The organism is Arthrobacter sp. TMP15, from assembly GCF_039529835.1.
Taxonomy (GTDB): domain Bacteria; phylum Actinomycetota; class Actinomycetes; order Actinomycetales; family Micrococcaceae; genus Specibacter.
This window is the reverse complement of record NZ_CP154263.1, coordinates 65,443-88,052: the sequence shown is the minus strand read 5'-3', so window position 1 is coordinate 88,052 and position 22,610 is coordinate 65,443. Positions and strand designations below refer to the sequence as shown.

Sequence of the window (22,610 nt, the reverse complement as noted above, 5' to 3'; positions counted from 1 at the left end):
GTTAGTCCTCGTCCTCGTCCGGCAGCGGGTTGTTCTCCATGATCTCCGGTTCCGGGGGAATCGAGCTGTAAATCATCTCCTGATACACCATCTCTCGTGCCCTGGAGCGAGCCACGTTGATCCCTCCCACCACTTCCATAGTGCTCTGGCCGGGACTCCGGGGAGGAAGCAACTGGGTCATTAGTTCTTCCATCTGTTCCTGCATCTGTTCCCCCAAGGTCGAAAAGTACTCCTCGGGATTCAGAATCTGGGAGAACGTCTCCGGGTCGTGGTTCTTCATAGTTTCCATGGCGTGTTGCCCGTGCGTGTTCATTTCGCTGCTCCTCCGGCTCTGACCACAACGAGTCCAAACTCATTTGGCCATCCATTAAGTACTTAGACTTCTTCGCCACGCCAGGTTCCCCTATTCGATGGATACTCTCGTACCACCGTAATAGAGTGCCGAGGCATTGTGTTTTATTCTTTCTTCTTTAGTCCTTCCTCGCGCAGCGGCTTGCGTTCTCTGGCAAGCTCACGCACTACGGTCGACTCACTAACCCCTATAAGGGCAGCGATGTCCTTGATGGTCCTTTTCTTAGCTCTCATCTGATGCGCCGTGGCCGCTTTGTCAGGGGTCATCTTCGTCGGCCTCCCACCAACACGACCCCGTGCTTTGGCAGCCTGCAGACCTTCCAGAGTCCTCTCCCGCAGCCGGTTTCGCTCGTACTCAGCCAAAGCCGAGAAAATCTGGAAGATCATCAACCCATGAGAAGTAGACGTATCCAAGTAGGGCTCGTTCAGGGAACGCAGCCCTATCTCTCTTTCCGCCAGCAAGGTCACAATCGAGGCGAGGTCGGCCGCACTGCGGCCAAGCCTGGTCAAGTCATTAACCAGCAATACATTGCCCGGCTGCAAATACGCCAAGCAGTCCACCCACCCGGGTCGTTCCATGGTCGCTCCCGAGGCGTGGTCGCTGTAGACCTTGATCGCACCGGCCTTCTCCAAAGCGTCGGTCTGCGCATCGAGAGATTGCGCCGTGGTGCTGACCCTCGCGTAACCCACCAAATTCATGCTTTTCCTCCCCAGTCATAAACGAGTGGTCCAAGACTTTTGAATGCTTCCCACCTACTTAGTCCAACAATAGATTACGGGGTTGAGTTATGACAAGTAAAAGTTATGGAAAAACTGGCCACACCCAGACTTTTGTGACTGGGCGGACCAGTTTAATCGCCAGCCTTGCTGGCCTGTTTTAAACGGTCGTTACTGACTGCCTAAAGCTTCACCATGGACCCTTCGCTACTCTCGTCCACGGCGTCGTTACCCCCCGGCTACGTGTTTCTCGAAAGTCCATATGGACGCTGCAAGAACGAGAACGACTAGGGCAGTCCCCCCATAAGCGCCTAAACCCATAACCCACTCGGGAGTATCCGTTCCGATCACCGCGAACGTGACAGCTCCCAAGAGTCCAAGGGACCATCCGAAAAGTCCAATGGCTTTCCCGCAGCCGTCAACCGTTTTTCGCCCGTCGGAGGAACCGTGCGCTGCGGTTCGCATCAGCTGTCCCACTCCACCTAAGAGAACCCCAATGACGAGGCTAGTGGTGAGCATAGACGTTAGCCACTCGGGTGTCGTCCCTCCGCTGAGAGCTGCCGAAGCAATAAAAAAAGGGATTGAGGCTCCAATCAAGAATAATAAAGCCGCGGTTATTCCCCATCCATTAATTTTGTCTCTTAGGACGACTTTCCTACCGAATTTTTTCATGCAGTTATTCCTTATCCACGGTGTGTGCTTAGTTTTCTTCCGCGAGGAAAACCCGGTCCTGTATCTTCGAGTCCTGGCAGTTCTGCTGCGTAGAGTGCTGCTAGTTTAGCGTTTGCGGCGGTGGCGTGGATGGCTATGCGGTTGTTGCGTGCGTGCTCGGTCAGGTGCGGGAGCAGTGCAGCTCGTAGTCTTTTCCCTTGTCCTGTGCCGGGTGCTGCGCTGGCGTGGTCGCTTACGTGCCACCCTTTGCGGGTGGTGCCTATGGCTATGACGGCGTCCCGTTCGGCGCTCATGTAGTACCTAGCCCCTGGACGGTAGACCAGTGTGATCTGCAGGACGGCAAGAAGCGGGTACATGGGCCACCACATGACGGTGGAAAAAAGGGAAAGGGCCCTGTCGAAGATGTTGCCCTTTCCTAGTCCGTGCCAGAACCCTCGTTCCATCCACCAGAGCATACGTACGCAGTCGATAAATCGCGGCGCTGGCAACTCTCGGATGAGCGGGGGTGGCATTGTCACCGGCTGTGCTGCTTAGCTTGCGTCTGGTTCTTATTGGGTGAGTTGGTTTTGACCTTGTTCACGGTTTTGCCCTTGCCTGCTGCGGCGTGGCTGATGGGGTGTTTCTGTTGTGATTCAGCGAATTGGCGTGCGGTGATTCCCTTCTCGGGTGCACCAGCTGCACGCATCCTGTCTGCGAGGGCTTCTTGGCGCTCTGCTGAGTCATAAGCGACTCCCGCTGTGACGAGGACCCGTTCGCCTTGTTGTTCGTGCTGCTCGGCTGTTTCCCTCAACTCGGATGACTGGGTTCGCTCTTCCTGGGCTTCCGGTGTTTCGGTCAGGAACAGATCCCGATACCAAGCTTCTTCAGCGGCGGAGGGACCGTCATGGTCAACGTTTGCGGCGTGGTCATTGTCGTCTCTGGACTGCGCGAACTCATCTGCCGCTTCCTGGTTCTGAACGTCTCCTTGGTCCCGATCCGTGGTGGCTGCTTCCTCTAACCTTTTTGCGGCGGCTTCGTTCGCGTCGTAGTCGTTGAGGAGGTTACGCATCCGTGTTGCTTCTGGGTAGAAGCTGGGCAAGATGTCTTTGCGGCCTGTTTCCTTGGCCCACTCTTGGGCTTTGGCGAGCTTGGCCAGCTCCGAGTCGAGGATGGGTGAGTCGTTGATCGCAGTCTCGTGGGCGAGTTTTTCGGCGTCGATGCCATAGCGTGTGCTGGCTTCGGTACGGATGTGCTTTTCGGCGTTGGCGGCTTCTGGTGCGTGGTCTTTCCATGCCGTGGCTACACGGTAGGCGTCCATGAGTTCTCGCGGGTTCGCTGCATCCCACCATTGTTGTTCCTGGGTGGGTGCCAGCAGTGCAACGGCGGCGTGCTTTTCGCTGTCGAACGCCATGTCCAGCCGTGCCGCTTCACGGCTGGACATTTGGGACTTTTGTTCCATGTTCAGCTGCCACACTCTCGATACTTCTCGACCCAGTTGAGCGGAGATGGCCATGCCGTGTTGGAGGACTTGCTCAAGGGGTGCGTCTATCTCGTCTGCTTCGTTCATGGCTAGATGCCTTTCTCGGGGCCACGGTCTTTAGGTCGTGGATTATCGCCGATATCACTCGGTCGTTGCGGGGATTTGTTCCGGTCAGGTTGGCCGGGTCGTGCCTTGTTTTGACCCTCAGCAAAGATGCGGGCAGCAATGGCTTTTTCGTCCACGCCGGCCGCTCTGAGTCGTGATTCCAAGGAGCCCAGCTGAACCCCACTTTTCACTCTCACTTGCCTAGCTCCTAGGCGCACGGTGGAGACTCCGGCACCTTGGGTACCGCTGCGCGAGGGCAGAGGATTAATAACCCGGTAGGCATCATGCACGGTATCCAGTCGCTCTCTCAAATCGGTAGCGAGAGCTTCGGAGCGTTGCCCCCATCCTTTCGCTGCGAAGGCCCCTCCAAGCTTGGTGCCCATGTTTGCCCAGGCACGGACGACGGCCGCTGCTCCTGCCCGTCGAGACATACCAATGGCTTGATGAGTGCATAGGTCTGCGTACACCGCTGATGGGGGAGTGACGGCACGGACTGGTTTCTCGGCAAGTTCGGCATGGCGTGCGAAAAGTGCGGCGGCTTCCCGTAACTCTTTGGCGCTTCTATCCCCTTCCTCTCCTGCGGCTACGGCCCATGCGGAGAACAGACCGGCTCCTTCACGAGCGATCTGTGCATACTGTGCGGGGTCGTTGACGTTGGTGCCCGCCAACGTCTTCACGTAGGTGTCGAGTTCGTTGAAATACGCCCGTAGTTCGACCCCTGAAACGGCATTCCTGTCGGGGGTGGCAAAGCCGCGATTCTTCGACGCTGCACTCCATTCCGGCATCGCTTCGACAGCACTGTCCACCGGCCAGCCAGCACGCAGTGCAGGCAAGCTTAAATCTTTGGCAAGCGTTCCTCCTCCGTACCAGATGGGCCTCTCACCTTGGGTGGGTCGCATGGCGACAGAGTAGCCTGCTACTTTACCCGTTCCACCCTTGGCGAAGTATGGACGGACCAGTAAGGAGTTGCCGCGTAGACGGCGAACGTACTCGGCTTCCGAACGCGATCCTGCTCCTGCTGCCCGTACCTTCAGAGCTATCTCAAAGCGGGGTTGTTCTACCAGCGCTTGCTCGGTAATCATGTGTTCGCGAGAAGTCCTATCCAGCAACGACCAGGGCACCATCCCGGCGCTCTGGTTAGCCTCGTGGGTGTGTTTGGCCATGGCACGACGACGGGCCACAGATTGCAGTTCACCTTCTGCGTAGCCTCGGGTCTTCACTCCCTGTCCAAGGATGCGCAGGCAGTGCTTCTTCTCGATGGTCCGCAACGTTGCAGAGCTTCTCATGAAGTCTTTATCCGCGTTCCACCACGTGCCGTCTTCACGGATCATGGAGACGGCAATGTGCACGTGGTCGTTGCCGTTGGAACTCACGCCGTGGCGGATGGCAGTCCAGCGCATCGGTGGCTTCCCGTCCGTTCCGTCCATCTCCATATCGTGCAAGTATTCGCGCACCATCGTGTCCCAGAAGTCATCATCTTTAACACCCTGTGTGGGGTCTAAGGAGAGGGAGACGTGGAAGACCTGGGCACGCTTGCTGTTTTCCGGGTGGTAGACCTTTTTGGGGTGGTTCATTTCATGACCCAAGGCCATGGTGCTCTGGGCGTCCAGTTCCATGCCGTCGCTGACGGTGGCAATCAATTCTGAGGAACACACGACATGTATGTCGGTGTGTTCGTTGGCTCGTCCTGGGCCAGCCAAATACTGAACAAGCCCGATCATGCGGTGGCCCTTTTTGATCTTCCCAATCATGGCCCGGACACTCCCCGCACCGTGTCGTCAATGCGCAGCATGAGCTGGCGCATCGCTGCCACACTCGCGGTAGCATCGGCAGGGAAATCCCCGGTCGCGTTCGCGTGCCGAGCGATCTGATTAATGTTCGATGAGACACGCGACAGCAGCGTCCTCACCTGTGCCAATTCCTGAATCAGAGCTTGACGGTCGGAGTGCGATTCACCCTCCCGCGACAGCGCCGACTCAACAACAAGGCGAGCGACGGAAATGCCATATTGCTGAGCCTTTACTTTCAGGGCCGCTTCCTCAGCCACCGAGACCCGGTAAGTGTGTTGTTTCTTGCGTCCACCCTGGACGTCATCACGGTTGGTCTTGCCCCACGACACATCCACCTCTGACAAAACCCCACCCCCTCCATGGCCCAGCGCAGCGACTCCACACCGTGGAGACCGCAGACACCAGTCTGCCACAAACACAGGCCACCGGCCAGAGTTTCAAGTAATTTGACTAGTCAAATTAGATAACTTGCTCTGCTGGATTTGGGTTTGTGCTTTTCGCCTTGCATCCCCGGTGGGCAGAAAGCTACGCTTCCCCCATGGACATCAACGCGCTTACCCAAGAAGCTGAACACCGCCTCAGCCGCGACCGAGAAAACAAGGTCGCCTCCGTCGTTGCCGCCGGGAAAACCGGCACCGCTCTCCTTCACGCCAGGGAAGAATTAGGCGTCGCCGAGCGTGAACACAACCTCACTCACGCAGCCGCGCAGCGCCAAGGGTGGAGTGCTAAAGACCTGAAAGAACTCGGTATCGAACCCGCTACAAAACAAGCAACCGGAAGACCAAGAAAAGTTTCACCTGCTCCGGTCGCTGAGTGAAAGAAGCTACGCATCCGATCAGGGTGGGGGAGTAGCCTCCTGACCACAAGGGGCACGGCAAAAGATTCATCCTCCGGTCTTTTCCCGCACACCTGTGGACAGCAGGAACCAAACGAACACCCGCACACAACCACCAGCTCACCCTGGGCAAGTACCTCACCAGATCTACCGGTGGATGTGCACGGCCTCTGATCCGCTTCTGCTCACCCACAAAACCCAAGAGATGGGCCCACCAGCCATGGACGGAAGACCGCCTCTTCCTCATCTCTTAAACTGAAGATCTACACCACACTTCACCACTGCCCCATGATCCACGAGGCTGTGCACCGGCGACGGCCCACCCAACATAACCACTGAGCGCATCACTGCCACTGTTGACGGTGTGCAGCCGATCCTCTGGGTCCCGGTATCCACCTGTGGGCAGGAAAAGACCGAAGGATTAATCTTTTGCTGTCCACCTGTGGAAACGGGGAAACACACCCCACCAGAAACCCACCAAAAAAGGCCGCCGAAGGCGGCCACACATCTCCCACTACTACCGATCCCCCCTAGCGCCATGCCGGCACCAGCAACAGTGTGGAACCGGGGCCGGTGACGGCACCAAAAAGCACTCGCACCCTGACCGCTGAACTATGCCGTCACCGGCCCCGGCGCATTAAAAAAACCCTCCACCCACACCAGGCCCGAGACCTACTCACCAACCAAATCAGACACACAAAAGGGTGATCCAAATAATTGCTACCCATGGTCTCAGCCGGCCCCTAGGCCGGCAGTCTGCAAGTCACCTTCTAAGAGAGCAACTCCTACGGTGGTTGAATCACACCACAATTCGCTAGCCCGTCATGTAGAGATACCCCTGAAACGACTAAGTGATCGGCAGCCCGGCGGTTAGTGACACATCTGGTCACTGGTCGACACCCGGTACTGACCCATTTTTTGCGGCCAAGAAGAACCCCCGTCAGCGGCCTAGCGTGCCGCCTTGAAAACAAAGAAACCCAGACCAATAACCCAGAATCCACCGCATCAGGAATTGCTCAGGCGATCGCTATCAAGAGGAAATTTATGGGATCCAGACTCACCCAGTGAAGCCCTTGAGCGGATCTGTGAAGACAAGATCAACCGGCCCAACTACACGTAACGGCGCCACCATGGCTTGCTCTGCAAGCATCGTTTCGGCCACGCTTGCTCGCGGGTCAACAGGCTCCAAAAAAATCGATCCGCTGATATACGAAAAATCCAGTGCTGGCATCAAACTGACTCCTTGAAAAGATCCACTTTCTCCCCACCCTAACGATGAGTTCAGACATTCCCTGACGCCTCCACCAGCGCAGCGCACACAGCGATCAACGGATAAGGATTACCAAGCTTCCACAAGAACATGAATCACCTACACATGAACACCTCAACTATCAATGAACCGGAACCCACCCATGCCATTTACTCCTGTTAAACCCGAAGGCCCCTGGCCCATCAAGTGTGGGGGAGTAGGTTCCGGGAACTAGGGTAGATCTATGACCGAGCTCGAACCGGACCGCACCGCAGAGTACGCCGCCGCACTGACGACCCTTAAAGACCTCGTACGCCAGGCTCAACAACGCGCACAACGCGTCGTCAATACAGCCATGATCGAGCTGTACTGGAACATCGGACGGACCATTCTCGCCAGGCAAGCCAACGAACCGTGGGGCAGTAGCGTTCTTAGCCAACTCGCACACGACCTGCGCACAGAATTCCCACACATGAAAGGGTTCTCACGAACCAACATGTACAACATGCGAGCCTTCGCCGCCGCATGGACTGATACCGAACCAATTGTCCAGACACCATCTGGACAATTGAGCTGGAGTCACAACATCGCGCTCCTCAACAAACTCAATAACCAAGAACAACGTCGTTGGTACGCCCTCAAAGCCCTCGAACATGGCTGGTCAGTAGCCGTACTCGAACACCAGATCTCCACCAACCTCCACAGCCGCACAGGAGCGGCCCCGAACAACCTTCAGGCACGACTACCCCAAGAAGGCACCGACCTAGTCAAGGAAATCGCCAAAGACCCCCTGATCTTTGACTTCCTCGGCCTAAGCGAAGAAGCCCAGGAACATGCCATGGAAGAAGCCATGACACTGCGCATGGCACAGACTCTGGCCGAGTTCGGATCCGGCTTCGCCTTCGTCGGACGCCAATATCCTTTAGACATCGATGGAGATGACTTCTTCATCGATCTACTGCTCTACCACGTGCCATCCGACCGTTACGTCGTCGTGGAACTCAAAGCCGGCAAATTCAAACCCGCACACCTAGGCCAACTGAACTTCTATGTCGCAGCCGTCAACGACATCCTCAAACTGCCCCGCCAAACCCCCACCGTCGGGATCCTCGTCTGCGGATCAAAAAACGAACGCACCGTACGCTACGCACTGGACGGGTCAACCCAGCCCCTCACCGTCACCTCATACACCTACGAGGCACTTCCTGCCGATGAACAGGCCACACTTCCATCCCCAGCAGCCATCCGCGCAGCCCTAGAGCACGAGGAACCAACGATCACCCCCGACGCTTAATAAAGAACACGGATGCTCTGGGTTTTCTGGAAAATGTCACTAATTTGCCAGTTATCGCATTAGCCCAAAATAGCCATTATTTAACGCCGATAATTTACCTTATGTAAAGCTGAGACTTTGCGGACAGCCTTACCTTCCAAATTTGGCCCACCCCACATACCCTTTGTGCTCACCTTGGGCCTACTTAGTCCATCGTCCCGTAGCGTGCCCGCGCTTCTGCTCTGGACATATCCAAGGCGTCGCCTATCGCGGTCCATGACACGCCTTGATGACGTGCCAGTGCCACGGCTGCGGTGAGTTCGCGCTTAGCGCGGCGTACATTATCTCCGTGGCCCTCGATGAGGATGAGCGGGTTCTCTAGGACCCATCCCCGCCCCATCATTTCCTCATCGCTACTGGTTTCAAAGCACTCCCCTAGCAACTGGTACTCGTACATGGCTTTAGCCATTTCATCCGGGCTGAGTTCGTTGAATTCGTTAGTACCGGACGGGCCTGCATAGGGCTTATCGCGCATCGTCTGGGTTCCTTATTTGAGGATCTGGGATATGCGTTGGAAGGTGTAACCGGTGAGCGCTCCAATGTCTTTGAGCGTGTAGCCCTTGGTCTTTAGTGTCCGGGCTAGATCAGCTAGGCGGGCGTCCACGTTCGTTCGCGCGGCTGCGAGCTGGGCCTGTGCTTGGTGCCAGGATTCGTTAGCTGCTGCCGCTTCTTCGTCCATCGTGTAGGTGATCGTGACGGCGATCTGTTCAACCGGTACATCTAAAAGAATAGCTGCCAGATCAGCGGCTTGTTCGGGGATTTTTTCGATGGTCTTGCACTGCGTTAATCCATCAATTTCGGGGATGCTGACCATCCACCATTTTCCCTCTTTGTAGGCGTTGGCCTCCAACGTCCTGACCGTAGTCATCTCCGTGTTCCTTTCATTCGCCGGAGGCCCCCTGAGGGGCCTCCTGTTTCGTTGTTTACTTCCAGTTACTCGGGAAGGTATCTAGTTTCTTTGCCAGCTTGGTAAGAACGCCTGCACTGATTTCGTTATGTCGAGGAATTGGCTCTCTTTGACCGTTTGGCCCCTCCCACATCTCGTGCCCTCCGGTCGAGCGCACAAGCTGCCAGCCGTTGGCTTTGAGTACTTTCAACACATCCCGCTTTTTCTGCGCTTTCATAATACTATTCTAACATGATTTGAATGTAAAGTTCAAACATTATTAGAACTATGTGAGAGTTTTTCTATCTTATCTGGGCGGAATCCTGACCAGTGGTTTTCATCGTCATCATTGACTATTACTACTGGCGCTTGTGAGTACCCAAGATCTTCCGTGATGTATTCCAGCGCGCCGGGGGCTTGTGCGAGGTCTACGATGACGTAGCTAATCCCTGCACTATCCAGGGCCCTGTAGGTGGCGTTGCACTGGACACAAGCGGGCTTGCTGTACACGGTGACCATGGCTTCCATGACTGCCCTACTTCCCGGCGGCGAGGGCCGCGCGTTCGGTGTCGCTGAGTTCGTAGGCGAAACTGCAGTGGCCAAAGTCGGCGGCTGCGGTGCCTGCTTTTTCTGCCGTGGCGTAGAGTCCCAGGATTCGCGTTACGTGAGAGTCAAGCACGGCATAGGCCCGGTGGTGCGTCATTGCTCCCCCCTGGGGTTGGTGGCCCCGCCTTGCGGCGGGGCCGGTGGGCTTAGTAGGTGCTGGGCACCTTGTAGTCGGCTTGCATGGTTTCGAAGGTGGGCGCTAGATCTTGGGGGCCGTCGGACTGTCCGGCGTTCCAGTACCAGAACGCTTGGCGGCTAATGGCCTCATTGCAGGCGTCCCAGCTGCGGTAGTAGTCGGTGGTCAGATCACCCTCGACATAGAGGCCGAAACCGTAGAGGCGGCGGGCACCGTCGCGCACAACGCGAACAAAGCCGATGACGTAGGGCCACGCCCCGAAGTCGTAACCCTCCTTGCCCCAGAGCGCCAAGGGGGTCCAGCCCTGCGCACTGGCGCGTTCCATGTAGTCATACCCGTCGCACCACTCGGCTGAGGGGAGGTTCTTTTCCGAGATAGTTTCCTCGGTGTCCGTGGTCTTGATGATGGTTCCCATGATCCGTTTCCTTCCGGTTGTTTTCTTGCTTCCTTATGTACTAATTCTAACACGATTAGAACTATATATTCAAGTTAGATTAGAACTATTTGGAAGACGTTTCCGGTATCTTTTCTGGCGTGCGCGGCGGCGGGTAGATGTGGGGCGGTGCGTTAAATACCTCGGCGCAAATCCCCTTGCGCCTGAAAGCTCTTCCCGCGCTCTAGGTGAGGTGCCCGGGCAGCTCCGCCCCGCTCCCCCGATGTGTCGTCATTGGCTGAAAAGAAGCCATCCACAACGGGCTGAAAGTCGGCGGCTAGAGTCTTGGACCATGGGAAACTTGTCCGATAACCGGCTATTGATGACGGGGCGTTAAATGGCGAAGTGGCCAACCTATTGGGGGACGGTTGGCCGCTTCGTTCTCGACACTACAAGGACACTCTGACAATCAGCTTGGGACCTCATTTGCCAGCAACAACCAGGTGACCCCGGCGCAAGGTTCCCTAACCGCCTGACAGCACCCAGCAACTCGGCCCCGCGCCCTGTCCACCAAATATATCCCCACAAAAACAACGCGAACTAGAGGAGCACACAAAAACGTGCACAAGATCCCGAGCAACTATTTAAGCGCTCCATGTCCAGCCCGAAGCGGTAGCGCGCCGACCAAACACAGTCCGTCCGAAGACGACTTGACTAGATTTCAAAGAGTGACTATATTTTTTCTCGTAAGAAAAAGAGAACGGAAGTTCCCCCGCTCCAACGTAGTTGTATTTGCTTGTCCAGGGGGGGGAAGAACCGTTGCAGTAAACCTGGCCGTCAAGCAGTAGGAGACGGACACAAGTAACACCAGCAGTACGTGGTTGTCGACAGCTTGAGACGACCACAGCAGGACCCGGAAGGCGTGGCCGTCGGAAAGCTTAAGACGCTCACAGCAGTACCGGACCGTCAAGCTATAGGAGACGGACATAGCAGCACCCGGAAGGCGTGATCGTCGGACAGCTTGAGACGACCACAGCAACACAAGTAAAAGCAGTACGAGCAGTACCCGTAGTACCTGGCCGTCACGCAGTAGGAGACGGACACCTCACCACCAGTTACAACAGCACTACCAGCATTACGTGGTCCTCGACAGCTTGAGACGACCACAGCAACGCACCTTATGGGGCGGGCAAGGAAAGTGCATTCATATGCACCCTTTGCCCGCCCCGCACCATCTAAGAGGCTTTGGCGATAGGTAGTTCCTCCCAATGCGTGGTGTAGCGGGGGCTGAGCATTTCGCGTTTCATGGACCAATCGGGACCACCTTTTACGCCTGCTGGCCCGAGTCCGATACTCCCCCTCCCGTACTTCTTGGACACATCTTCAAGCAGCTGCCCGATGTGGAGTTCTTCATGTGGATTCTCGAAGAGTTCCAGGGGTGACTGGTTTCCGGTGGGGCGCAGGTCGGTGACCATGATCCCGGCGCGCACGTACTTGACGCCTTCCACGATCCGGGGCGGGAGCGCGTAGGCTGCCCGCGCCAACAGCACCGGATCTGCCGTGGGCATCGGCAGTGGCACGCACACGGAGAGATAGGACGTGTCGCCGGGGTTGTAATAGGAAGTGGCAGCAAAAGCCGTCAGCAGTTTGGCTTGCAGGTTGTGTTTGCCCAGGCGGGCGCTGGCTTGCTGCGCATACAAGCTCATGACCTGACGCATGTCGGCATGGGTAGTAATCGGGGTGGAGAATGAACGGCTGAAAATCAGCTGATCCCGTCCTATGCGTTCTTCCTCCATGGGGATGCAGGGTTTGCCCTGTAGCTCTAGGACAGTGCGCATCATGACCACTGAAAAGCGGTCCCGAATTATGACAGGATTGGCACGACTCAAGTCCAGAATGGTCCTGATGCCCAGGGCCGCGAGTCGTTTTGTCAGTCTGGTGGCCACGCCCCATATTTCAATCACTGACAGCCCCGCCATGAGGTGTTCACGTTGCGCCAGGGGCACCGAATCCCAATGACAAACACCGTTGAAAGCGGGGTTGTTCTTGGCCCACTTATTACATAGCTTCGCCAGTGTTTTCGTGGACGCGATCCCCACACATACGGGCACACCGCAATTGCGGCGAACGGCATCTTTCATGGCACGCCCGAGCTGTAGCAGCTCGGGGCCGGTTCCCTTGACGGTGCAAAATGCTTCATCAATGCTGTAGATCTCGATTTCGTGGCTAAACCTGCCCAGCAGCTCCATGACGCGGGCACTGACGTCTCCGTAGAGTTCATAGTTACTTGATTTAGCGATCAAACCCCATTCTTTCGCCCGGGGAGCGAGTTTGAACCACGGCTCTCCCATGGCGATCCCTAACGCCTTGGCCTCAGCGCTACGAGTGACCGCGCACCCATCATTATTGGATAACACGATCACCGGTTTGCCCTCCAACGAAGGATCAAAAGCCCGTTCAGCACTGGCATAGAAGCTATTGACGTCTACATGAGCGATAGCCTGCATCCGTTCCACAACAAGCACCTACAACAAATGATGAAGAGCTACGGAAGCGACGCCCCAAATTTCTAAGGAACTCAGCTCAGCGACCACAATGTCCGGATAGTCAGGGTTCTCTGCTTGCAGGAGGACACCGGCTGCTGTGATGCGCAGGCGTTTAACGGTTAACTCTCCATCAAGGACCGCTACGACGATAGAACCGTCTTTAGGGCGCAGCGCCCGGTTGACGATGAGCTCGTCACCGTCGCTAATCCCGGCGCCTTCCATGGAATGACCAGAGACCCGAATGATGTAGGTGCTCGTGACGTCCTTGATTAGGTGGTCATTCAAATTGATGCGGCCATCAAAATAGTCCTGGGCCGGGGAAGGATAACCCGCCGCGACCAACACAGAAGAAACCAGTGGATGGACGATAGGTACCGCCAAATCCACAAGACAAACATTCGATACATAAGCCATAACACACCAACTACTAGGAATAACATTCTACACCCGAGTGTAGAACCCACCACTGACAACAACCCCGATCACCAGTGAAGGGGACCTGTAGCAACCCCAACAATGGTCCCAGCATCCAGACGCTCCCGAAGCGGCAACTACTATCAGAAAACCGGACAACTGCACCATTGTGTGCGTCATGCTCAGGGTAACGATGTAGGGCCACAACTCGTTGAAGTTATCCACAAGGAAACGAAAGTCTGGCTCTTAGCAGCGATGGTGGGCTAGTGTTTCGCTCATGGCAGGTTGGGAAGTGTCTAGACACCCTGAATGGGACATGATGTACGCGGCCGGGCTGACGGTGCGTGAAATATCCGACCGATGCCAGAAGAAACGCAACACCGTCCACCTCCACCTCCAGACCCGCGAGAAGCACCAGCCCGGATTGCGCGCCCAACATGAGACAGCGCTCGATCTGCGGGGTTCTGACCGGCCCACCACTGGGTGGCGCCGCAAACTCAAAGAAACCCAAGAGTTCCTCACCACTCACGGACGGCTCCCCCACTACGACGGAGACCAGACCGAGAAATCCCTCCACACCTGGGTCAGTGAACAACGACGCGCCCACCACCGCGGCGAACTATCAGCGCCCAAAATAGTGCTCCTGGGGAGCCTACCGAACTGGGACGTTCCCACCCGGCAAGCGGAGCTTGACCAGCACTGGCAATCCCGGTTCAACCAGCTTAAGGAGCACATCAGTGCCACTGGGCAGCTACCCAGATATCGGGCCTACGCAACAGAAGAAGAACACACACTGGGTGTCTGGCTCCATGTGCAGCACCAAAAAAGGACTGAGAACACACTAGAGAAATCTCGCCTCAACACCTTAGATACGGCCATTCCCCATTGGCGCAGCCACACATAAAGCCATAAAATTGACAATCGCAAAAATTTCGACTTTGAACGGGAGAAATAGCCTCATCAGTGAAAATAGTTCTCAGCGTTTAGCCCCCATACATTACTAGATCCGACCATGACTCGAATAACTGCGGGCATCTTCCACGACAAGAAATGAGGACCTAGTCAATCCCTCGTTACATGTCATCTAAAGGCGGACCTAGCCATGCTTTTGCTCCAGTGGATGCTCGCGTAGGCTCTACATAAATTCAGTATCTAACTGCAAAAGGAAATAGGAATGGTTTCGATTCTTTGGTCGAGCACACTTGATGTAGATCCCACGATTGCCCCCATAGGCGCCCGAAGTGATGCCTCAAGGGACCACTTTGATGTTCTCGTCATCGGAGGGGGAAATGCGGGCATCTCACTAGCATCGCGTCTGAAACGTTATGGCTTTCATAACCTCGCGATCGTGGAACCCAACAATAAACACCTTTACCAGCCGTTGTTCTCGCACATCGGAGGGGGCACAGCGCAGCCTGCGGAGGCCATGAAACCGCAAGCTGAGGTAATGCCTACCGGAGTACGGTGGATTCACGACGCAGCAGTCACCATCAACCCGGATAACCAAACGGTCCAACTGGTAACAGGGACGGTTGTTACTTACCGCCACCTGGTCATCTGCCCCGGTATGCGGTTGAACTGGGATGCTGTACCCGGGCTTAAAGATGCAATGAACACACCGTCTGTCTCCAGTAATTACGTGTATAAACTGGCCTCGAAAACGTGGGAACTCATCCGCGAGCTACGGAGTGGAACCGCAGTGTTCACCATGCCGTCTGGGGCGGTTAAATGCGATGGTGCGAGCCAGAAAATCATGTATCTCGCTTGTGACTACTGGCGAGAACAGGGAGTTCTCGACGACATTAGAGTCGTCATGGTGGTTCACTCACCTACCGTCTACGGAGTAGACGTCGTGGATCAAGAACTGAACCGTAAAATCAACGAATACGGGGTACAGCTCTACTGCAACAGCGAAGTTACCAGCGTAGAGGGTGACGCGCAAACGGTAACAATCTCCCCAGTAAAAAATCCATCTGATCCGGCTGAGGCCGGAACCACTCAGGACCAAGTACTTCATTACGATCTGCTGCACGCGGTACCGCCACAAGTCGCACCAGACTGGTTGCTCTCCAGCGGATTAACACGTCTTGGCGACCCGGGAGGGTTCATCGATGTGAATCCTGAAACCCTCCAGCACTCCCGGTACACCAACGTCTGGTCACTCGGGGATGTCGCCGGTACAAAAAACTACAAATCTGGGGCCTCACTACGGAAGCAATGTCTGGTGCTCGCCAAAAACCTCAAAGCGGTCAAAAAAGGCAAAGAACCACAACAAAAATACGACCACTACTCCGCCACACCTTTCACCGTTTCTCGATCTACAGTGGTTTTCGCTGAATTCGATGACCAGCGTGTTCCTCAACCAACCCTCCCGTGGCGCGGGAGTATGAAAGAACACCGCGCGACATGGATCCTAGAGCGCTATATTCTCCCGTGGGTTTACTGGCACCTAATCCTCAAAGGCCGCGCCTGAGCCAACAAGTGGAGAAGAGAAGGCCCTACGGGTGATGCCCCATCAGATCCCATGTATGTCGATAAGTTCACGCTTGCAAACGGGCTGCTAGCTAGGCGTTGCAGCCCGTTTGCAAACTCGTCAGTGCTGGTAGAAGACTATTTCTTCTCTTCCAACCGCAAAGCAATACCTAGAGCGAAAAACGTCGGGGCCCAGTGACCTATGAAAATCCCCCAACGATCAGATTGAGCTTTGGAGTCCCCTTTCTTGCCACGGCTAACAATCCAAGAGATGAGGGAGATGACGATGGATGCAAAGCCTCCAGCGTATGCGTATTCACTTTTGATACCTGCTTCGTGCAACTTTTCGACCATGGTAATTAACCTCCGAAGATGAGAACTAGCTAACGAAATATAGTCTCTCATGGCACCGTATCTTCTTCCAGAAATTTTATTATTGTTTCTACGAGGCAGGAGGGAGGAGGAACCCGTATCCAGTCACTGGATAGGTTTGGGGGGCAATAGCAGTCGAATGGGTCCTCGCGCTTTATTGGGTTCCACGATTGCACCTTTCTGGGTAGCAACAAGTTCACCTTGAGAAGCCATTTCTGCCGCAACCTGGCGGATATCATTCATATACTGACGCCATGATTCTCCTTCACCGCCGACAACCCGGGCGACCTCGCTGGGACAGATAGAAGAGCCGGCACGTTTCCGCAAAAGTGCTCTGATAGTTGCCATGATCCTCTGAGTGAACGCTTGTGGTTCATGCTCGTCCCACCATGGTTGGCCACGTTCTCCCAGCGCAACCTTGGCATCGTTCACTCGTGATCGAGCATCACTTTCCCGGTTTTTGACCGCTCTCCGAGCAGACATTAGTTCATCAACGAGTTCTTGGCGAAGCGTGTCAGGAATCGAAGGATCACTCGCTCTCCACTTCCTGCCGTCTATGACGAGGTAGTGCCCGTCTGCACTAGGTTCTACTGTTTTTTTGGTCGACACTATTGAACCTTCCTTGATGGGTGTCGCATAGGTAGAAAATACTGTCATGCGGTCGCGGACGTGAAGATGAAACCCCTATCCAACACCGACAATAGAATAAGTGTTTTCAAGACTTTGACCGCCCAAAGTTCTTGATCCTCGACGATCGGTCTTGCCAATGACCATCTTCTAGCGAGGTGCCAGCTCAACTCTTTGGAGCAGCGATACGACAACCGGATTGGCTATGGGAAGACAAGAAAGACACGGCCTATTCGCTGTTTACTCATGTTGCCGGGAAGCGTTCCCACGCCCGATGGGTCGCTAGCATGCTGGTGATTGCGATGATAACTGTTGAGGCGTTATCTCCCACAGTGATTCCCGCGGAGCTTTGAGAGATACCTGCTGTTTTGAGCCCCAGCACGCTAGGACCCCACGCACCAATTACTTTTGAGTGTCGGTAGGCTTCGGATAACAGAAGAGTGATCCGCGGATCCAAGACGGAGGCGTTTGGGCTGGCTTTCGCATCCTTCGAAGGCTCTTTCCCCGTTGCGGGCGTTCCTGCGTGTGCCAGGATGACAGCATCGAATTCTATGGACCGAGCGGTGAGATAGGTCCGTTGCACCGCAATCATTTGACCTTCATTATCGCTCAGGAAGCCGCCGTGAGGGGCAATAACCAGTGGCACCACTCCTACAGCTTTGAGGGCCGCTCGGGCAACGGAGATTTGAGACAGGTCGCTACTAGCATCGGTGATGATCCCGACAATGCGTCCGGCAATGGGCCAGCTACCTCCGAGCTGGGACACTGCTGGGCTTAGTTCTAAAGCATGTGTCTGAACGGTTGCGTCTGGGATGGCCATTCCAAGTCCGGTGGCGACCGCCGCGCAGAGACCTGCGTCGATGTTAGCTAGGGCTAGTAGCTGCCGTTCACGGATGGTTGCCTCGTAGCATTTGGCCAGTTCGAAGGTGTATGCCTCAATCGTGTGATCTTGCTCGATCGCTGTCAGGCTGCGGAAGAACAGACGTGCTTGGCTGAAGTGGTCACCAAATGAAGCCGGATTTCGTCGTTCTTTAATGCTGGCAGCGACTTCTTCAGGGACGTCGACAAAGGCTCCTACATCTTCGCCAGCTAAGAATGGACAGCCCCCATCCAAAGAATTTGGATGGTAGGGCGCTACGCCAGCGTGAACTGCTGTTTGATGCATCCCATCGCGCAGCATGTCATTTATCGGGGCGTGAGGGCGATTGATGGGCAGTTGGGCAAAGTTCGGTCCACCCAAACGAGATATTTGCGTGTCTAGGTAGGAGAAGAGACGGACTTGGAGTAGGGGGTCGTTGGTGAGGTCGATTCCTGGAACTAGATGACCTGGATGGAAGGCGACCTGCTCGGTTTCAGCGAAGTAATTAGTCGGATTCGCGTTCAGGGTCATGAGCCCAACCGGCTGCACCGCAGCAAGTTCTTCCGGCACAAATTTAGTAGGATCGAGTAGATCGATACCTTCAAATGTTTGCTCATCGTTGTCGGGGAAGGTTTGAATTCCGAGTTCCCATTGCGGGTACGCACCGGATTCAATGGCATCAGCTAGGTCTCGGCGGTGAAAATCGGGGTCCATTCCATTGATCAGTTGGGCTTCTTCCCATACCAGTGAATGCACACCTTGTTTGGGTTTCCAGTGAAACTTCACCAGCGTGGTTTTGCCGTTTTGATCAACGAGGCGGAACGTGTGCACACCGAAGCCTTCCATGGTTCGGTACGAACGGGGAATGCCCCGATCAGACATATTCCAGATGGTGTGGGCTTGTGCTTCCGTGTGGAGGGAAACGAAATCCCAGAACGTGTCATGCGCACTTTGTGCCTGAGGTATTTCACGGTCCGGATGTGGTTTGGCTGCATGGACGACGTCAGGAAATTTGATGCCGTCTTGAATGAAAAATACCGGGATGTTGTTGCCCACCAAGTCGTAGGTTCCCTCATCGGTGTAGAACTTGGTTGAGAAGCCCCGCGTGTCGCGAACTGTGTCCGCTGATCCTCGTGATCCCAGCACGGTAGAAAATCTCACAAAGACGGGTGTTTCCACATCAGGTGCCAGAAATCCGGCTTTGGTGATTTTTGATGCTGTTCCGTAAGAGCGGAACAGGCCGTGGGCGCCCGCACCCCTTGCATGAATGACACGCTCTGGAATTCGTTCGTGATCAAAGTGGGTGATTTTTTCCCGCAGGTGATGGTCCTGTAGGAGAACGGGTCCGCGCGGCCCAGCCTTTAGGGAATGATCTGTGTCCGTCAATCGAAGGCCCTGGGCTGTCGTCAAGTATTGTCCGGACTGCGCCCGCGCATTACTTGGAGCACCTGTGGGGCTGCCCGTAGGCGATACCGCTTCCGGTCCTTGTTGATCAGACTTAGCTGGTAACGGCTCGTGAGGGGATGTAGTTTCTTCAAGGCTGGGAGGCTCACAGGAAGGAACACCGGGGATAATGATGGCTTCTTCAGCTGACACGATGCGTTCTCCTCAGATTGAAGCGCCTGAGTCTGGGGATCGTCTCAGGCTAACGCCATTAGTTTAGGACGATGCCTTCCCGCTGACAACGCCTTAGGAATTTGAGGAGCACCATACGGATGAGATTTTTGAAAATGTTAGGGGCTGACCTCTGAAATAAGAAGACTTATGCTACTACTTATGACAACTTTCAAGAGTGACGACGGGCCCGATGCCGACCACCAACGAGGCGCGGGGGTTAGTGATGCAACCGTCAAAGCGCTGGGAAAACTCTCGGAAGCATTGGAGGTGGTGGAGCACGCCCGAGGATATCTCTATGGATTTCACCGCTTAACAGGTAAAGCAGATTTAGCGCTCGGTGAAGCTGTTGAACTTCTGCGAGAATCCGGTGCTGAGTCACTGGCCGAACAGCTTGAGCAAAAGCTAGTTGGTAGGAACGTCATCAATGGGCGGTGGACGTTCCAGATAGTAGAGGATTACGACGACGGGTATTACTCCGCGTTTAAAGCAGCAGAGTCGATGGCCAGGCATGAACTAGCCGAAGGGAAACGTCACCTCTTTGAGGCAGAAATGAAAGAGGACCGGCGTACACACGGCCTACCCCACCACGAGGCCCGCCCCACCGAACAAGACACTCAATAAAAACACCAACACTGACATCAGCGAGGAACACCAAATAAGAACTGTATTTGTGGTAGGACCCTTCGCTATTGGGTATATCCTCTGTAAATTGAACTGTTATACCCCCTGATACCCACCAAGGAGACCACCAGTGAACACCAGCGAACACCCTACCCAGCAACCAGAACCATCCGAAGGCGGCTACGGCACACCAACGCCGGAGCAAGAAATGCCACCAGGTGTTGACGCTGTCACCATGGAAACCCAAGAGCAAGCATCAACCAACGATGAAAAGCTCGAAGGAAAAGACGGCAAAGGCTCCACCAACGAAAAATCGGATAACGAAAGCGCTCAACGAGAAGACAAAAATAATGCGGATACCCTCCCTGATGGCTCTGGAACAAACCGAGAAGGTCAGGGTTCCGAGCATGGCCAAGAAGACGGCGACGAGTCCTTTAGCGCCGGCTAACCACACGCACCAACTCTGACGCTAGAATGCGCCTACCTATCATCGAGGTCGAAAAATCCGGACGTTCGTTGAAACTTGAATAGATAGTCAAGAGCAAAATGACCAGTGATTGGGGATAACATACATCGTCATCACGAGAACGATCCGGTACCTTTCTTAAGCACAGCTCCCTAGCTTGCTGGCCCTATTTTTTCAAGAATCCCAAGCTCCGAATCGCAAGGAAGCAAGAAGTTATCAATCTTCGGTGCCATTGAGGTGATCCGCTGTATCTCAATAATGGTCTTATCTCAACGACAATAGCCTGGGCGCTGCATGATGCAGAAGCCCAGGCCATTGTTTAATTGCTTCTTCTGCAAGCAACAGTTCAGGTGACACTGAGAGACCAACAGGTCGCAGCGGCGATGCCAAAACCGCGTCAGCACAGCACCCTTATACGTTCCTGTCAGGGGTGCTAAGCGTTGCTTTTGTTTCGGCCCGTAATGGCACCGTAAATTCCGGCCACGACTAGGCCGCCCACAATGGCCAGAAGCCATGAGCCCAAGCTCCAGAAGGTCATTTCTCCCTTGTTGAAGAGAAGGTCGCCGATCCATCCCCCGACGATGGCTCCGACTACTCCTAAAACAAGGCTTGTGACCCAGCCACCACCGACGCGACCAGGCATAACAGCCTTAACGATGGCACCTACGATCAAACCCAATACAATCCACCCGATGAAACCCATGGTAACTCCTTAAAAGAGCGCGAATAGGATGAAAATACTCAACATAGAAGGAAACTTATTCATCCCCCGTTGTTCAGCAGCAGAAATCATACCCCGGCTAAGCCCCCCCTGCCCAACGTTTCTCCCAAGGTAATGGCGAATAATTATAAAAAGTTCCCCCTGTAAAGTGTGCCCAAAAAAACCGACTTTCCTTACCCAGCTCGGTGATACCGAATTGACCATCTGTCAAGTTGATCTGAAAGGTGTCCAGTCTGCCGGTCAAAAGGGAACCTCAGTCTTTACCCCCGGGCAAATGCGCGTGCCGGACCCGCGTTATCGTGGATAACAAAATCAGGAACATCATCACCGTAGCCAAGGGATACCAATGCACATCACCTACGACTCTGAGTCAGACGCAGCGTATATCAGGATCGGTGGGCCCATAGCCGCAGGCCAGGCAACACAGCAACTCCACTCGATTCAAACTCCTGGTGGAAACGGGGAGATCATCCTCGACTTTGATGACGCCGGACATCTACTGGGCGTTGAAGTACTATTCGCATCCTCGGTACTCGCTCCAGAAGTTCTTACTAGCGTTACGAAACTGGGTGGGATCTAATCCGAAGCGCTTTAGGTCACTTCGCGTTGCACCGCTGCTCGTCAAGGTTTTGTGTTGTCGCATCCTCGGCCTTTTTACGGAACGTTATCGGATAATTATTGGTGAGTTGTTGGTTCTTGGTGTGGGCGAAGCGGTAGGAGTCTGTCCCGGTTTCGATGATGGTGACTTGAAGGTGAGGCCGTCAACGGTGGCGCCGCATAGGGCTGGATCGGTGAAAATCCTCGTCTAGCCAAAAAATGACTCGGGTCGCACTAGCCACTGCTGCTTCCTCCTCGCTTACTGTGAGGACTTGAAAGGAAAGTTTGGCCCCTCGTTTGTCGAGTTCAATGTGGCCGACATCGTCAATGCAGAGCAGGTCTACTCGGCCGTATTTGGTTATGGTCTTGGCCTGGATTTTCTCATCCTCGACCTTGACGAGCTCGTTCGCGAGTCGGGTTCCCACGATATATTTGACCCAGAATCCTCGCCGCCGCGCCGGCCCCGAGCCCGATGGGTAGGTGAGATGTGCCGGTTCCTGAATCCCAGGTGATCCACAAGGGGAACCTTTGTGGATTCATTCGCCAGGGGGAGGGTGTTGATTGTGTCCAGTTAATGTTCGGATTCGGCAACAGTGCCGCCCTCAACCCAAATAGGTAAGCGCGTCACTCCATCGTGACGCATTATGAGTTTCTTACTGCCTCATAGGATGGGTAGGCTCGAAACAAGTGCACGGTTGAGCTAGCGGTCTGAAAGCGAATCTATTTCCCCATTCCCTACTCGATAACAGCGTTCTTTTCGTGGAATTTTTAGCTTCTGTTCAAGCG

27 protein-coding genes and 1 pseudogene are annotated in these 22,610 nt (G+C 54.9%); 7 read left to right on the top strand and 21 right to left on the bottom strand.

Annotation, left to right across the window (positions count from 1 at the left end; translation table 11 throughout):
* Position 1: 1 nt before the first annotated feature.
* The 7 genes from AAFM46_RS16785 to mobC all read right to left on the bottom strand — a co-directional run bounded on the left by AAFM46_RS16785 (position 2) and on the right by mobC (position 5,429).
* Positions 2 to 313 carry a TnpV protein gene (locus tag AAFM46_RS16785; protein WP_343320543.1) on the bottom strand — a complete coding sequence of 104 codons (312 nt, stop codon included), beginning with the start codon at positions 311 to 313 and terminating at the stop codon, positions 2 to 4.
* A 143-nt stretch (positions 314 to 456) separates the two neighbouring features.
* Positions 457 to 1,050 (bottom strand): recombinase family protein, encoded by a 594-nt coding sequence (locus tag AAFM46_RS16780; protein ID WP_343320541.1) that lies wholly within the window; start codon positions 1,048 to 1,050, stop codon positions 457 to 459.
* A gap of 246 nt (positions 1,051 to 1,296) precedes the next feature.
* Positions 1,297 to 1,587 carry a hypothetical protein gene (locus tag AAFM46_RS16775; RefSeq protein WP_343320540.1) on the bottom strand — a complete coding sequence of 97 codons (291 nt, stop codon included), beginning with the start codon at positions 1,585 to 1,587 and terminating at the stop codon, positions 1,297 to 1,299.
* Between the two features lie 164 nt (positions 1,588 to 1,751).
* Positions 1,752 to 2,183 (bottom strand): hypothetical protein, encoded by a 432-nt coding sequence (locus AAFM46_RS16770; protein ID WP_343320538.1) that lies wholly within the window; start codon positions 2,181 to 2,183, stop codon positions 1,752 to 1,754.
* Positions 2,184 to 2,254: 71 nt separating this feature from the next.
* Complete coding sequence (locus AAFM46_RS16765) at positions 2,255 to 3,286, bottom strand: hypothetical protein (RefSeq protein WP_343320536.1); 1,032 nt, start codon at positions 3,284 to 3,286, stop codon at positions 2,255 to 2,257.
* A gap of 2 nt (positions 3,287 to 3,288) precedes the next feature.
* On the bottom strand, positions 3,289 to 5,055 hold the full coding sequence (locus AAFM46_RS16760; protein WP_343320535.1) for a hypothetical protein: 1,767 nt from the start codon (positions 5,053 to 5,055) through the stop codon (positions 3,289 to 3,291).
* Positions 5,052 to 5,429, bottom strand: a complete 378-nt coding sequence (mobC, locus tag AAFM46_RS16755; RefSeq protein WP_343320631.1) for a plasmid mobilization relaxosome protein MobC — start codon at positions 5,427 to 5,429, stop codon at positions 5,052 to 5,054. Before mobC ends, AAFM46_RS16760 begins: the two co-directional genes overlap by 4 nt.
* Before the next feature lie 203 nt (positions 5,430 to 5,632).
* Here mobC and AAFM46_RS16750 point away from each other — a divergent pair, with 203 nt between their 5' ends.
* Positions 5,633 to 5,911 carry a hypothetical protein gene (locus AAFM46_RS16750; RefSeq protein WP_343320534.1) on the top strand — a complete coding sequence of 93 codons (279 nt, stop codon included), beginning with the start codon at positions 5,633 to 5,635 and terminating at the stop codon, positions 5,909 to 5,911.
* Positions 5,912 to 6,986: 1,075 nt separating this feature from the next.
* Here the strand turns inward: AAFM46_RS16750 and AAFM46_RS16745 are convergent.
* Complete coding sequence (locus AAFM46_RS16745; RefSeq protein WP_343320533.1) at positions 6,987 to 7,160, bottom strand: hypothetical protein; 174 nt, start codon at positions 7,158 to 7,160, stop codon at positions 6,987 to 6,989.
* Between the two features lie 262 nt (positions 7,161 to 7,422).
* On the opposite strand from AAFM46_RS16745, the gene AAFM46_RS16740 reads away from it, so the two are divergent.
* Positions 7,423 to 8,472 carry a PDDEXK nuclease domain-containing protein gene (locus tag AAFM46_RS16740; protein ID WP_343320531.1) on the top strand — a complete coding sequence of 350 codons (1,050 nt, stop codon included), beginning with the start codon at positions 7,423 to 7,425 and terminating at the stop codon, positions 8,470 to 8,472.
* Positions 8,473 to 8,656: 184 nt separating this feature from the next.
* Here AAFM46_RS16740 and AAFM46_RS16735 read toward each other — a convergent pair whose 3' ends face one another.
* The 8 genes from AAFM46_RS16735 to umuD all read right to left on the bottom strand — a co-directional run bounded on the left by AAFM46_RS16735 (position 8,657) and on the right by umuD (position 13,472).
* Positions 8,657 to 8,986 carry a hypothetical protein gene (locus AAFM46_RS16735; RefSeq protein WP_343320529.1) on the bottom strand — a complete coding sequence of 110 codons (330 nt, stop codon included), beginning with the start codon at positions 8,984 to 8,986 and terminating at the stop codon, positions 8,657 to 8,659.
* Between the two features lie 12 nt (positions 8,987 to 8,998).
* The gene (locus AAFM46_RS16730; protein ID WP_343320527.1) at positions 8,999 to 9,379 is read right to left on the bottom strand and encodes a hypothetical protein; all 381 of its coding nucleotides are present in this window, start codon (positions 9,377 to 9,379) and stop codon (positions 8,999 to 9,001) included.
* A gap of 55 nt (positions 9,380 to 9,434) precedes the next feature.
* Positions 9,435 to 9,635, bottom strand: coding sequence for a type II toxin-antitoxin system HicA family toxin (locus tag AAFM46_RS16725; protein WP_343320526.1), 201 nt, complete (start codon positions 9,633 to 9,635; stop codon positions 9,435 to 9,437).
* A 32-nt stretch (positions 9,636 to 9,667) separates the two neighbouring features.
* Positions 9,668 to 9,925, bottom strand: coding sequence for a glutaredoxin-like protein NrdH (gene nrdH / locus AAFM46_RS16720; protein WP_343320524.1), 258 nt, complete (start codon positions 9,923 to 9,925; stop codon positions 9,668 to 9,670).
* A gap of 7 nt (positions 9,926 to 9,932) precedes the next feature.
* Complete coding sequence (locus tag AAFM46_RS16715; protein WP_343320522.1) at positions 9,933 to 10,100, bottom strand: hypothetical protein; 168 nt, start codon at positions 10,098 to 10,100, stop codon at positions 9,933 to 9,935.
* A gap of 49 nt (positions 10,101 to 10,149) precedes the next feature.
* Positions 10,150 to 10,554: a hypothetical protein gene (locus AAFM46_RS16710; RefSeq protein ID WP_343320520.1), complete on the bottom strand. Its 405-nt coding sequence runs from the start codon at positions 10,552 to 10,554 to the stop codon at positions 10,150 to 10,152.
* Positions 10,555 to 11,747: 1,193 nt separating this feature from the next.
* Positions 11,748 to 13,019, bottom strand: coding sequence for a Y-family DNA polymerase (locus tag AAFM46_RS16705; RefSeq protein WP_343320629.1), 1,272 nt, complete (start codon positions 13,017 to 13,019; stop codon positions 11,748 to 11,750).
* An 18-nt stretch (positions 13,020 to 13,037) separates the two neighbouring features.
* Positions 13,038 to 13,472, bottom strand: a complete 435-nt coding sequence (gene umuD / locus AAFM46_RS16700; RefSeq protein WP_283527015.1) for a translesion error-prone DNA polymerase V autoproteolytic subunit — start codon at positions 13,470 to 13,472, stop codon at positions 13,038 to 13,040.
* A 292-nt stretch (positions 13,473 to 13,764) separates the two neighbouring features.
* On the opposite strand from umuD, the gene AAFM46_RS16695 reads away from it, so the two are divergent.
* Both AAFM46_RS16695 and AAFM46_RS16690 read left to right on the top strand, forming a co-directional pair.
* Complete coding sequence (locus AAFM46_RS16695) at positions 13,765 to 14,376, top strand: helicase associated domain-containing protein (protein WP_343320519.1); 612 nt, start codon at positions 13,765 to 13,767, stop codon at positions 14,374 to 14,376.
* A gap of 270 nt (positions 14,377 to 14,646) precedes the next feature.
* On the top strand, positions 14,647 to 15,945 hold the full coding sequence (locus AAFM46_RS16690) for an FAD/NAD(P)-binding oxidoreductase (protein WP_343320517.1): 1,299 nt from the start codon (positions 14,647 to 14,649) through the stop codon (positions 15,943 to 15,945).
* A 137-nt stretch (positions 15,946 to 16,082) separates the two neighbouring features.
* Here the strand turns inward: AAFM46_RS16690 and AAFM46_RS16685 are convergent, their stop codons facing one another.
* The 3 genes from AAFM46_RS16685 to AAFM46_RS16675 all read right to left on the bottom strand — a co-directional run bounded on the left by AAFM46_RS16685 (position 16,083) and on the right by AAFM46_RS16675 (position 19,398).
* Positions 16,083 to 16,298, bottom strand: a complete 216-nt coding sequence (locus AAFM46_RS16685; protein WP_343320515.1) for a hypothetical protein — start codon at positions 16,296 to 16,298, stop codon at positions 16,083 to 16,085.
* A gap of 123 nt (positions 16,299 to 16,421) precedes the next feature.
* Positions 16,422 to 16,925, bottom strand: a complete 504-nt coding sequence (locus AAFM46_RS16680) for a DUF3253 domain-containing protein (protein WP_343320513.1) — start codon at positions 16,923 to 16,925, stop codon at positions 16,422 to 16,424.
* A 262-nt stretch (positions 16,926 to 17,187) separates the two neighbouring features.
* Positions 17,188 to 19,398 (bottom strand): catalase, encoded by a 2,211-nt coding sequence (locus AAFM46_RS16675; RefSeq protein WP_343320512.1) that lies wholly within the window; start codon positions 19,396 to 19,398, stop codon positions 17,188 to 17,190.
* Between the two features lie 180 nt (positions 19,399 to 19,578).
* On the opposite strand from AAFM46_RS16675, the gene AAFM46_RS16670 reads away from it, so the two are divergent.
* Both AAFM46_RS16670 and AAFM46_RS16665 read left to right on the top strand, forming a co-directional pair.
* Positions 19,579 to 20,040, top strand: a complete 462-nt coding sequence (locus AAFM46_RS16670) for a hypothetical protein (RefSeq protein WP_343320510.1) — start codon at positions 19,579 to 19,581, stop codon at positions 20,038 to 20,040.
* Positions 20,041 to 20,170: 130 nt separating this feature from the next.
* Positions 20,171 to 20,488 (top strand): hypothetical protein, encoded by a 318-nt coding sequence (locus tag AAFM46_RS16665; RefSeq protein ID WP_343320509.1) that lies wholly within the window; start codon positions 20,171 to 20,173, stop codon positions 20,486 to 20,488.
* A gap of 451 nt (positions 20,489 to 20,939) precedes the next feature.
* Here the strand turns inward: AAFM46_RS16665 and AAFM46_RS16660 are convergent, their stop codons facing one another.
* The gene (locus AAFM46_RS16660; protein WP_343320508.1) at positions 20,940 to 21,209 is read right to left on the bottom strand and encodes a GlsB/YeaQ/YmgE family stress response membrane protein; all 270 of its coding nucleotides are present in this window, start codon (positions 21,207 to 21,209) and stop codon (positions 20,940 to 20,942) included.
* A gap of 364 nt (positions 21,210 to 21,573) precedes the next feature.
* Here AAFM46_RS16660 and AAFM46_RS16655 point away from each other — a divergent pair, with 364 nt between their 5' ends.
* Positions 21,574 to 21,807 carry a DUF2283 domain-containing protein gene (locus AAFM46_RS16655; RefSeq protein ID WP_343320506.1) on the top strand — a complete coding sequence of 78 codons (234 nt, stop codon included), beginning with the start codon at positions 21,574 to 21,576 and terminating at the stop codon, positions 21,805 to 21,807.
* A gap of 16 nt (positions 21,808 to 21,823) precedes the next feature.
* Here the strand turns inward: AAFM46_RS16655 and AAFM46_RS16650 are convergent.
* A pseudogene (locus AAFM46_RS16650) lies at positions 21,824 to 22,346 on the bottom strand (ATP-binding protein); the annotation flags it as partial.
* Positions 22,347 to 22,610 lie beyond the last annotated feature (264 nt).

Coding starts and splice junctions, on each gene's coding strand:
- AAFM46_RS16785 (WP_343320543.1), bottom strand. CDS start 313: ATGAACACGCACGGGCAACACGCCATGGAAACTATGAAGAACCACGAC.
- AAFM46_RS16780 (WP_343320541.1), bottom strand. CDS start 1,050: ATGAATTTGGTGGGTTACGCGAGGGTCAGCACCACGGCGCAATCTCTC.
- AAFM46_RS16775 (WP_343320540.1), bottom strand. CDS start 1,587: ATGCTCACCACTAGCCTCGTCATTGGGGTTCTCTTAGGTGGAGTGGGA.
- AAFM46_RS16770 (WP_343320538.1), bottom strand. CDS start 2,183: ATGGAACGAGGGTTCTGGCACGGACTAGGAAAGGGCAACATCTTCGAC.
- AAFM46_RS16765 (WP_343320536.1), bottom strand. CDS start 3,286: ATGAACGAAGCAGACGAGATAGACGCACCCCTTGAGCAAGTCCTCCAA.
- AAFM46_RS16760 (WP_343320535.1), bottom strand. CDS start 5,055: ATGATTGGGAAGATCAAAAAGGGCCACCGCATGATCGGGCTTGTTCAG.
- AAFM46_RS16750 (WP_343320534.1), top strand. CDS start 5,633: ATGGACATCAACGCGCTTACCCAAGAAGCTGAACACCGCCTCAGCCGC.
- AAFM46_RS16745 (WP_343320533.1), bottom strand. CDS start 7,160: ATGCCAGCACTGGATTTTTCGTATATCAGCGGATCGATTTTTTTGGAG.
- AAFM46_RS16740 (WP_343320531.1), top strand. CDS start 7,423: ATGACCGAGCTCGAACCGGACCGCACCGCAGAGTACGCCGCCGCACTG.
- AAFM46_RS16735 (WP_343320529.1), bottom strand. CDS start 8,986: ATGCGCGATAAGCCCTATGCAGGCCCGTCCGGTACTAACGAATTCAAC.
- AAFM46_RS16730 (WP_343320527.1), bottom strand. CDS start 9,379: ATGACTACGGTCAGGACGTTGGAGGCCAACGCCTACAAAGAGGGAAAA.
- AAFM46_RS16725 (WP_343320526.1), bottom strand. CDS start 9,635: ATGAAAGCGCAGAAAAAGCGGGATGTGTTGAAAGTACTCAAAGCCAAC.
- nrdH (WP_343320524.1), bottom strand. CDS start 9,925: ATGGAAGCCATGGTCACCGTGTACAGCAAGCCCGCTTGTGTCCAGTGC.
- AAFM46_RS16715 (WP_343320522.1), bottom strand. CDS start 10,100: ATGACGCACCACCGGGCCTATGCCGTGCTTGACTCTCACGTAACGCGA.
- AAFM46_RS16710 (WP_343320520.1), bottom strand. CDS start 10,554: ATGGGAACCATCATCAAGACCACGGACACCGAGGAAACTATCTCGGAA.
- AAFM46_RS16705 (WP_343320629.1), bottom strand. CDS start 13,019: ATGCAGGCTATCGCTCATGTAGACGTCAATAGCTTCTATGCCAGTGCT.
- umuD (WP_283527015.1), bottom strand. CDS start 13,472: ATGGCTTATGTATCGAATGTTTGTCTTGTGGATTTGGCGGTACCTATC.
- AAFM46_RS16690 (WP_343320517.1), top strand. CDS start 14,647: ATGGTTTCGATTCTTTGGTCGAGCACACTTGATGTAGATCCCACGATT.
- AAFM46_RS16685 (WP_343320515.1), bottom strand. CDS start 16,298: ATGGTCGAAAAGTTGCACGAAGCAGGTATCAAAAGTGAATACGCATAC.
- AAFM46_RS16670 (WP_343320510.1), top strand. CDS start 19,579: ATGACAACTTTCAAGAGTGACGACGGGCCCGATGCCGACCACCAACGA.
- AAFM46_RS16660 (WP_343320508.1), bottom strand. CDS start 21,209: ATGGGTTTCATCGGGTGGATTGTATTGGGTTTGATCGTAGGTGCCATC.
- AAFM46_RS16655 (WP_343320506.1), top strand. CDS start 21,574: ATGCACATCACCTACGACTCTGAGTCAGACGCAGCGTATATCAGGATC.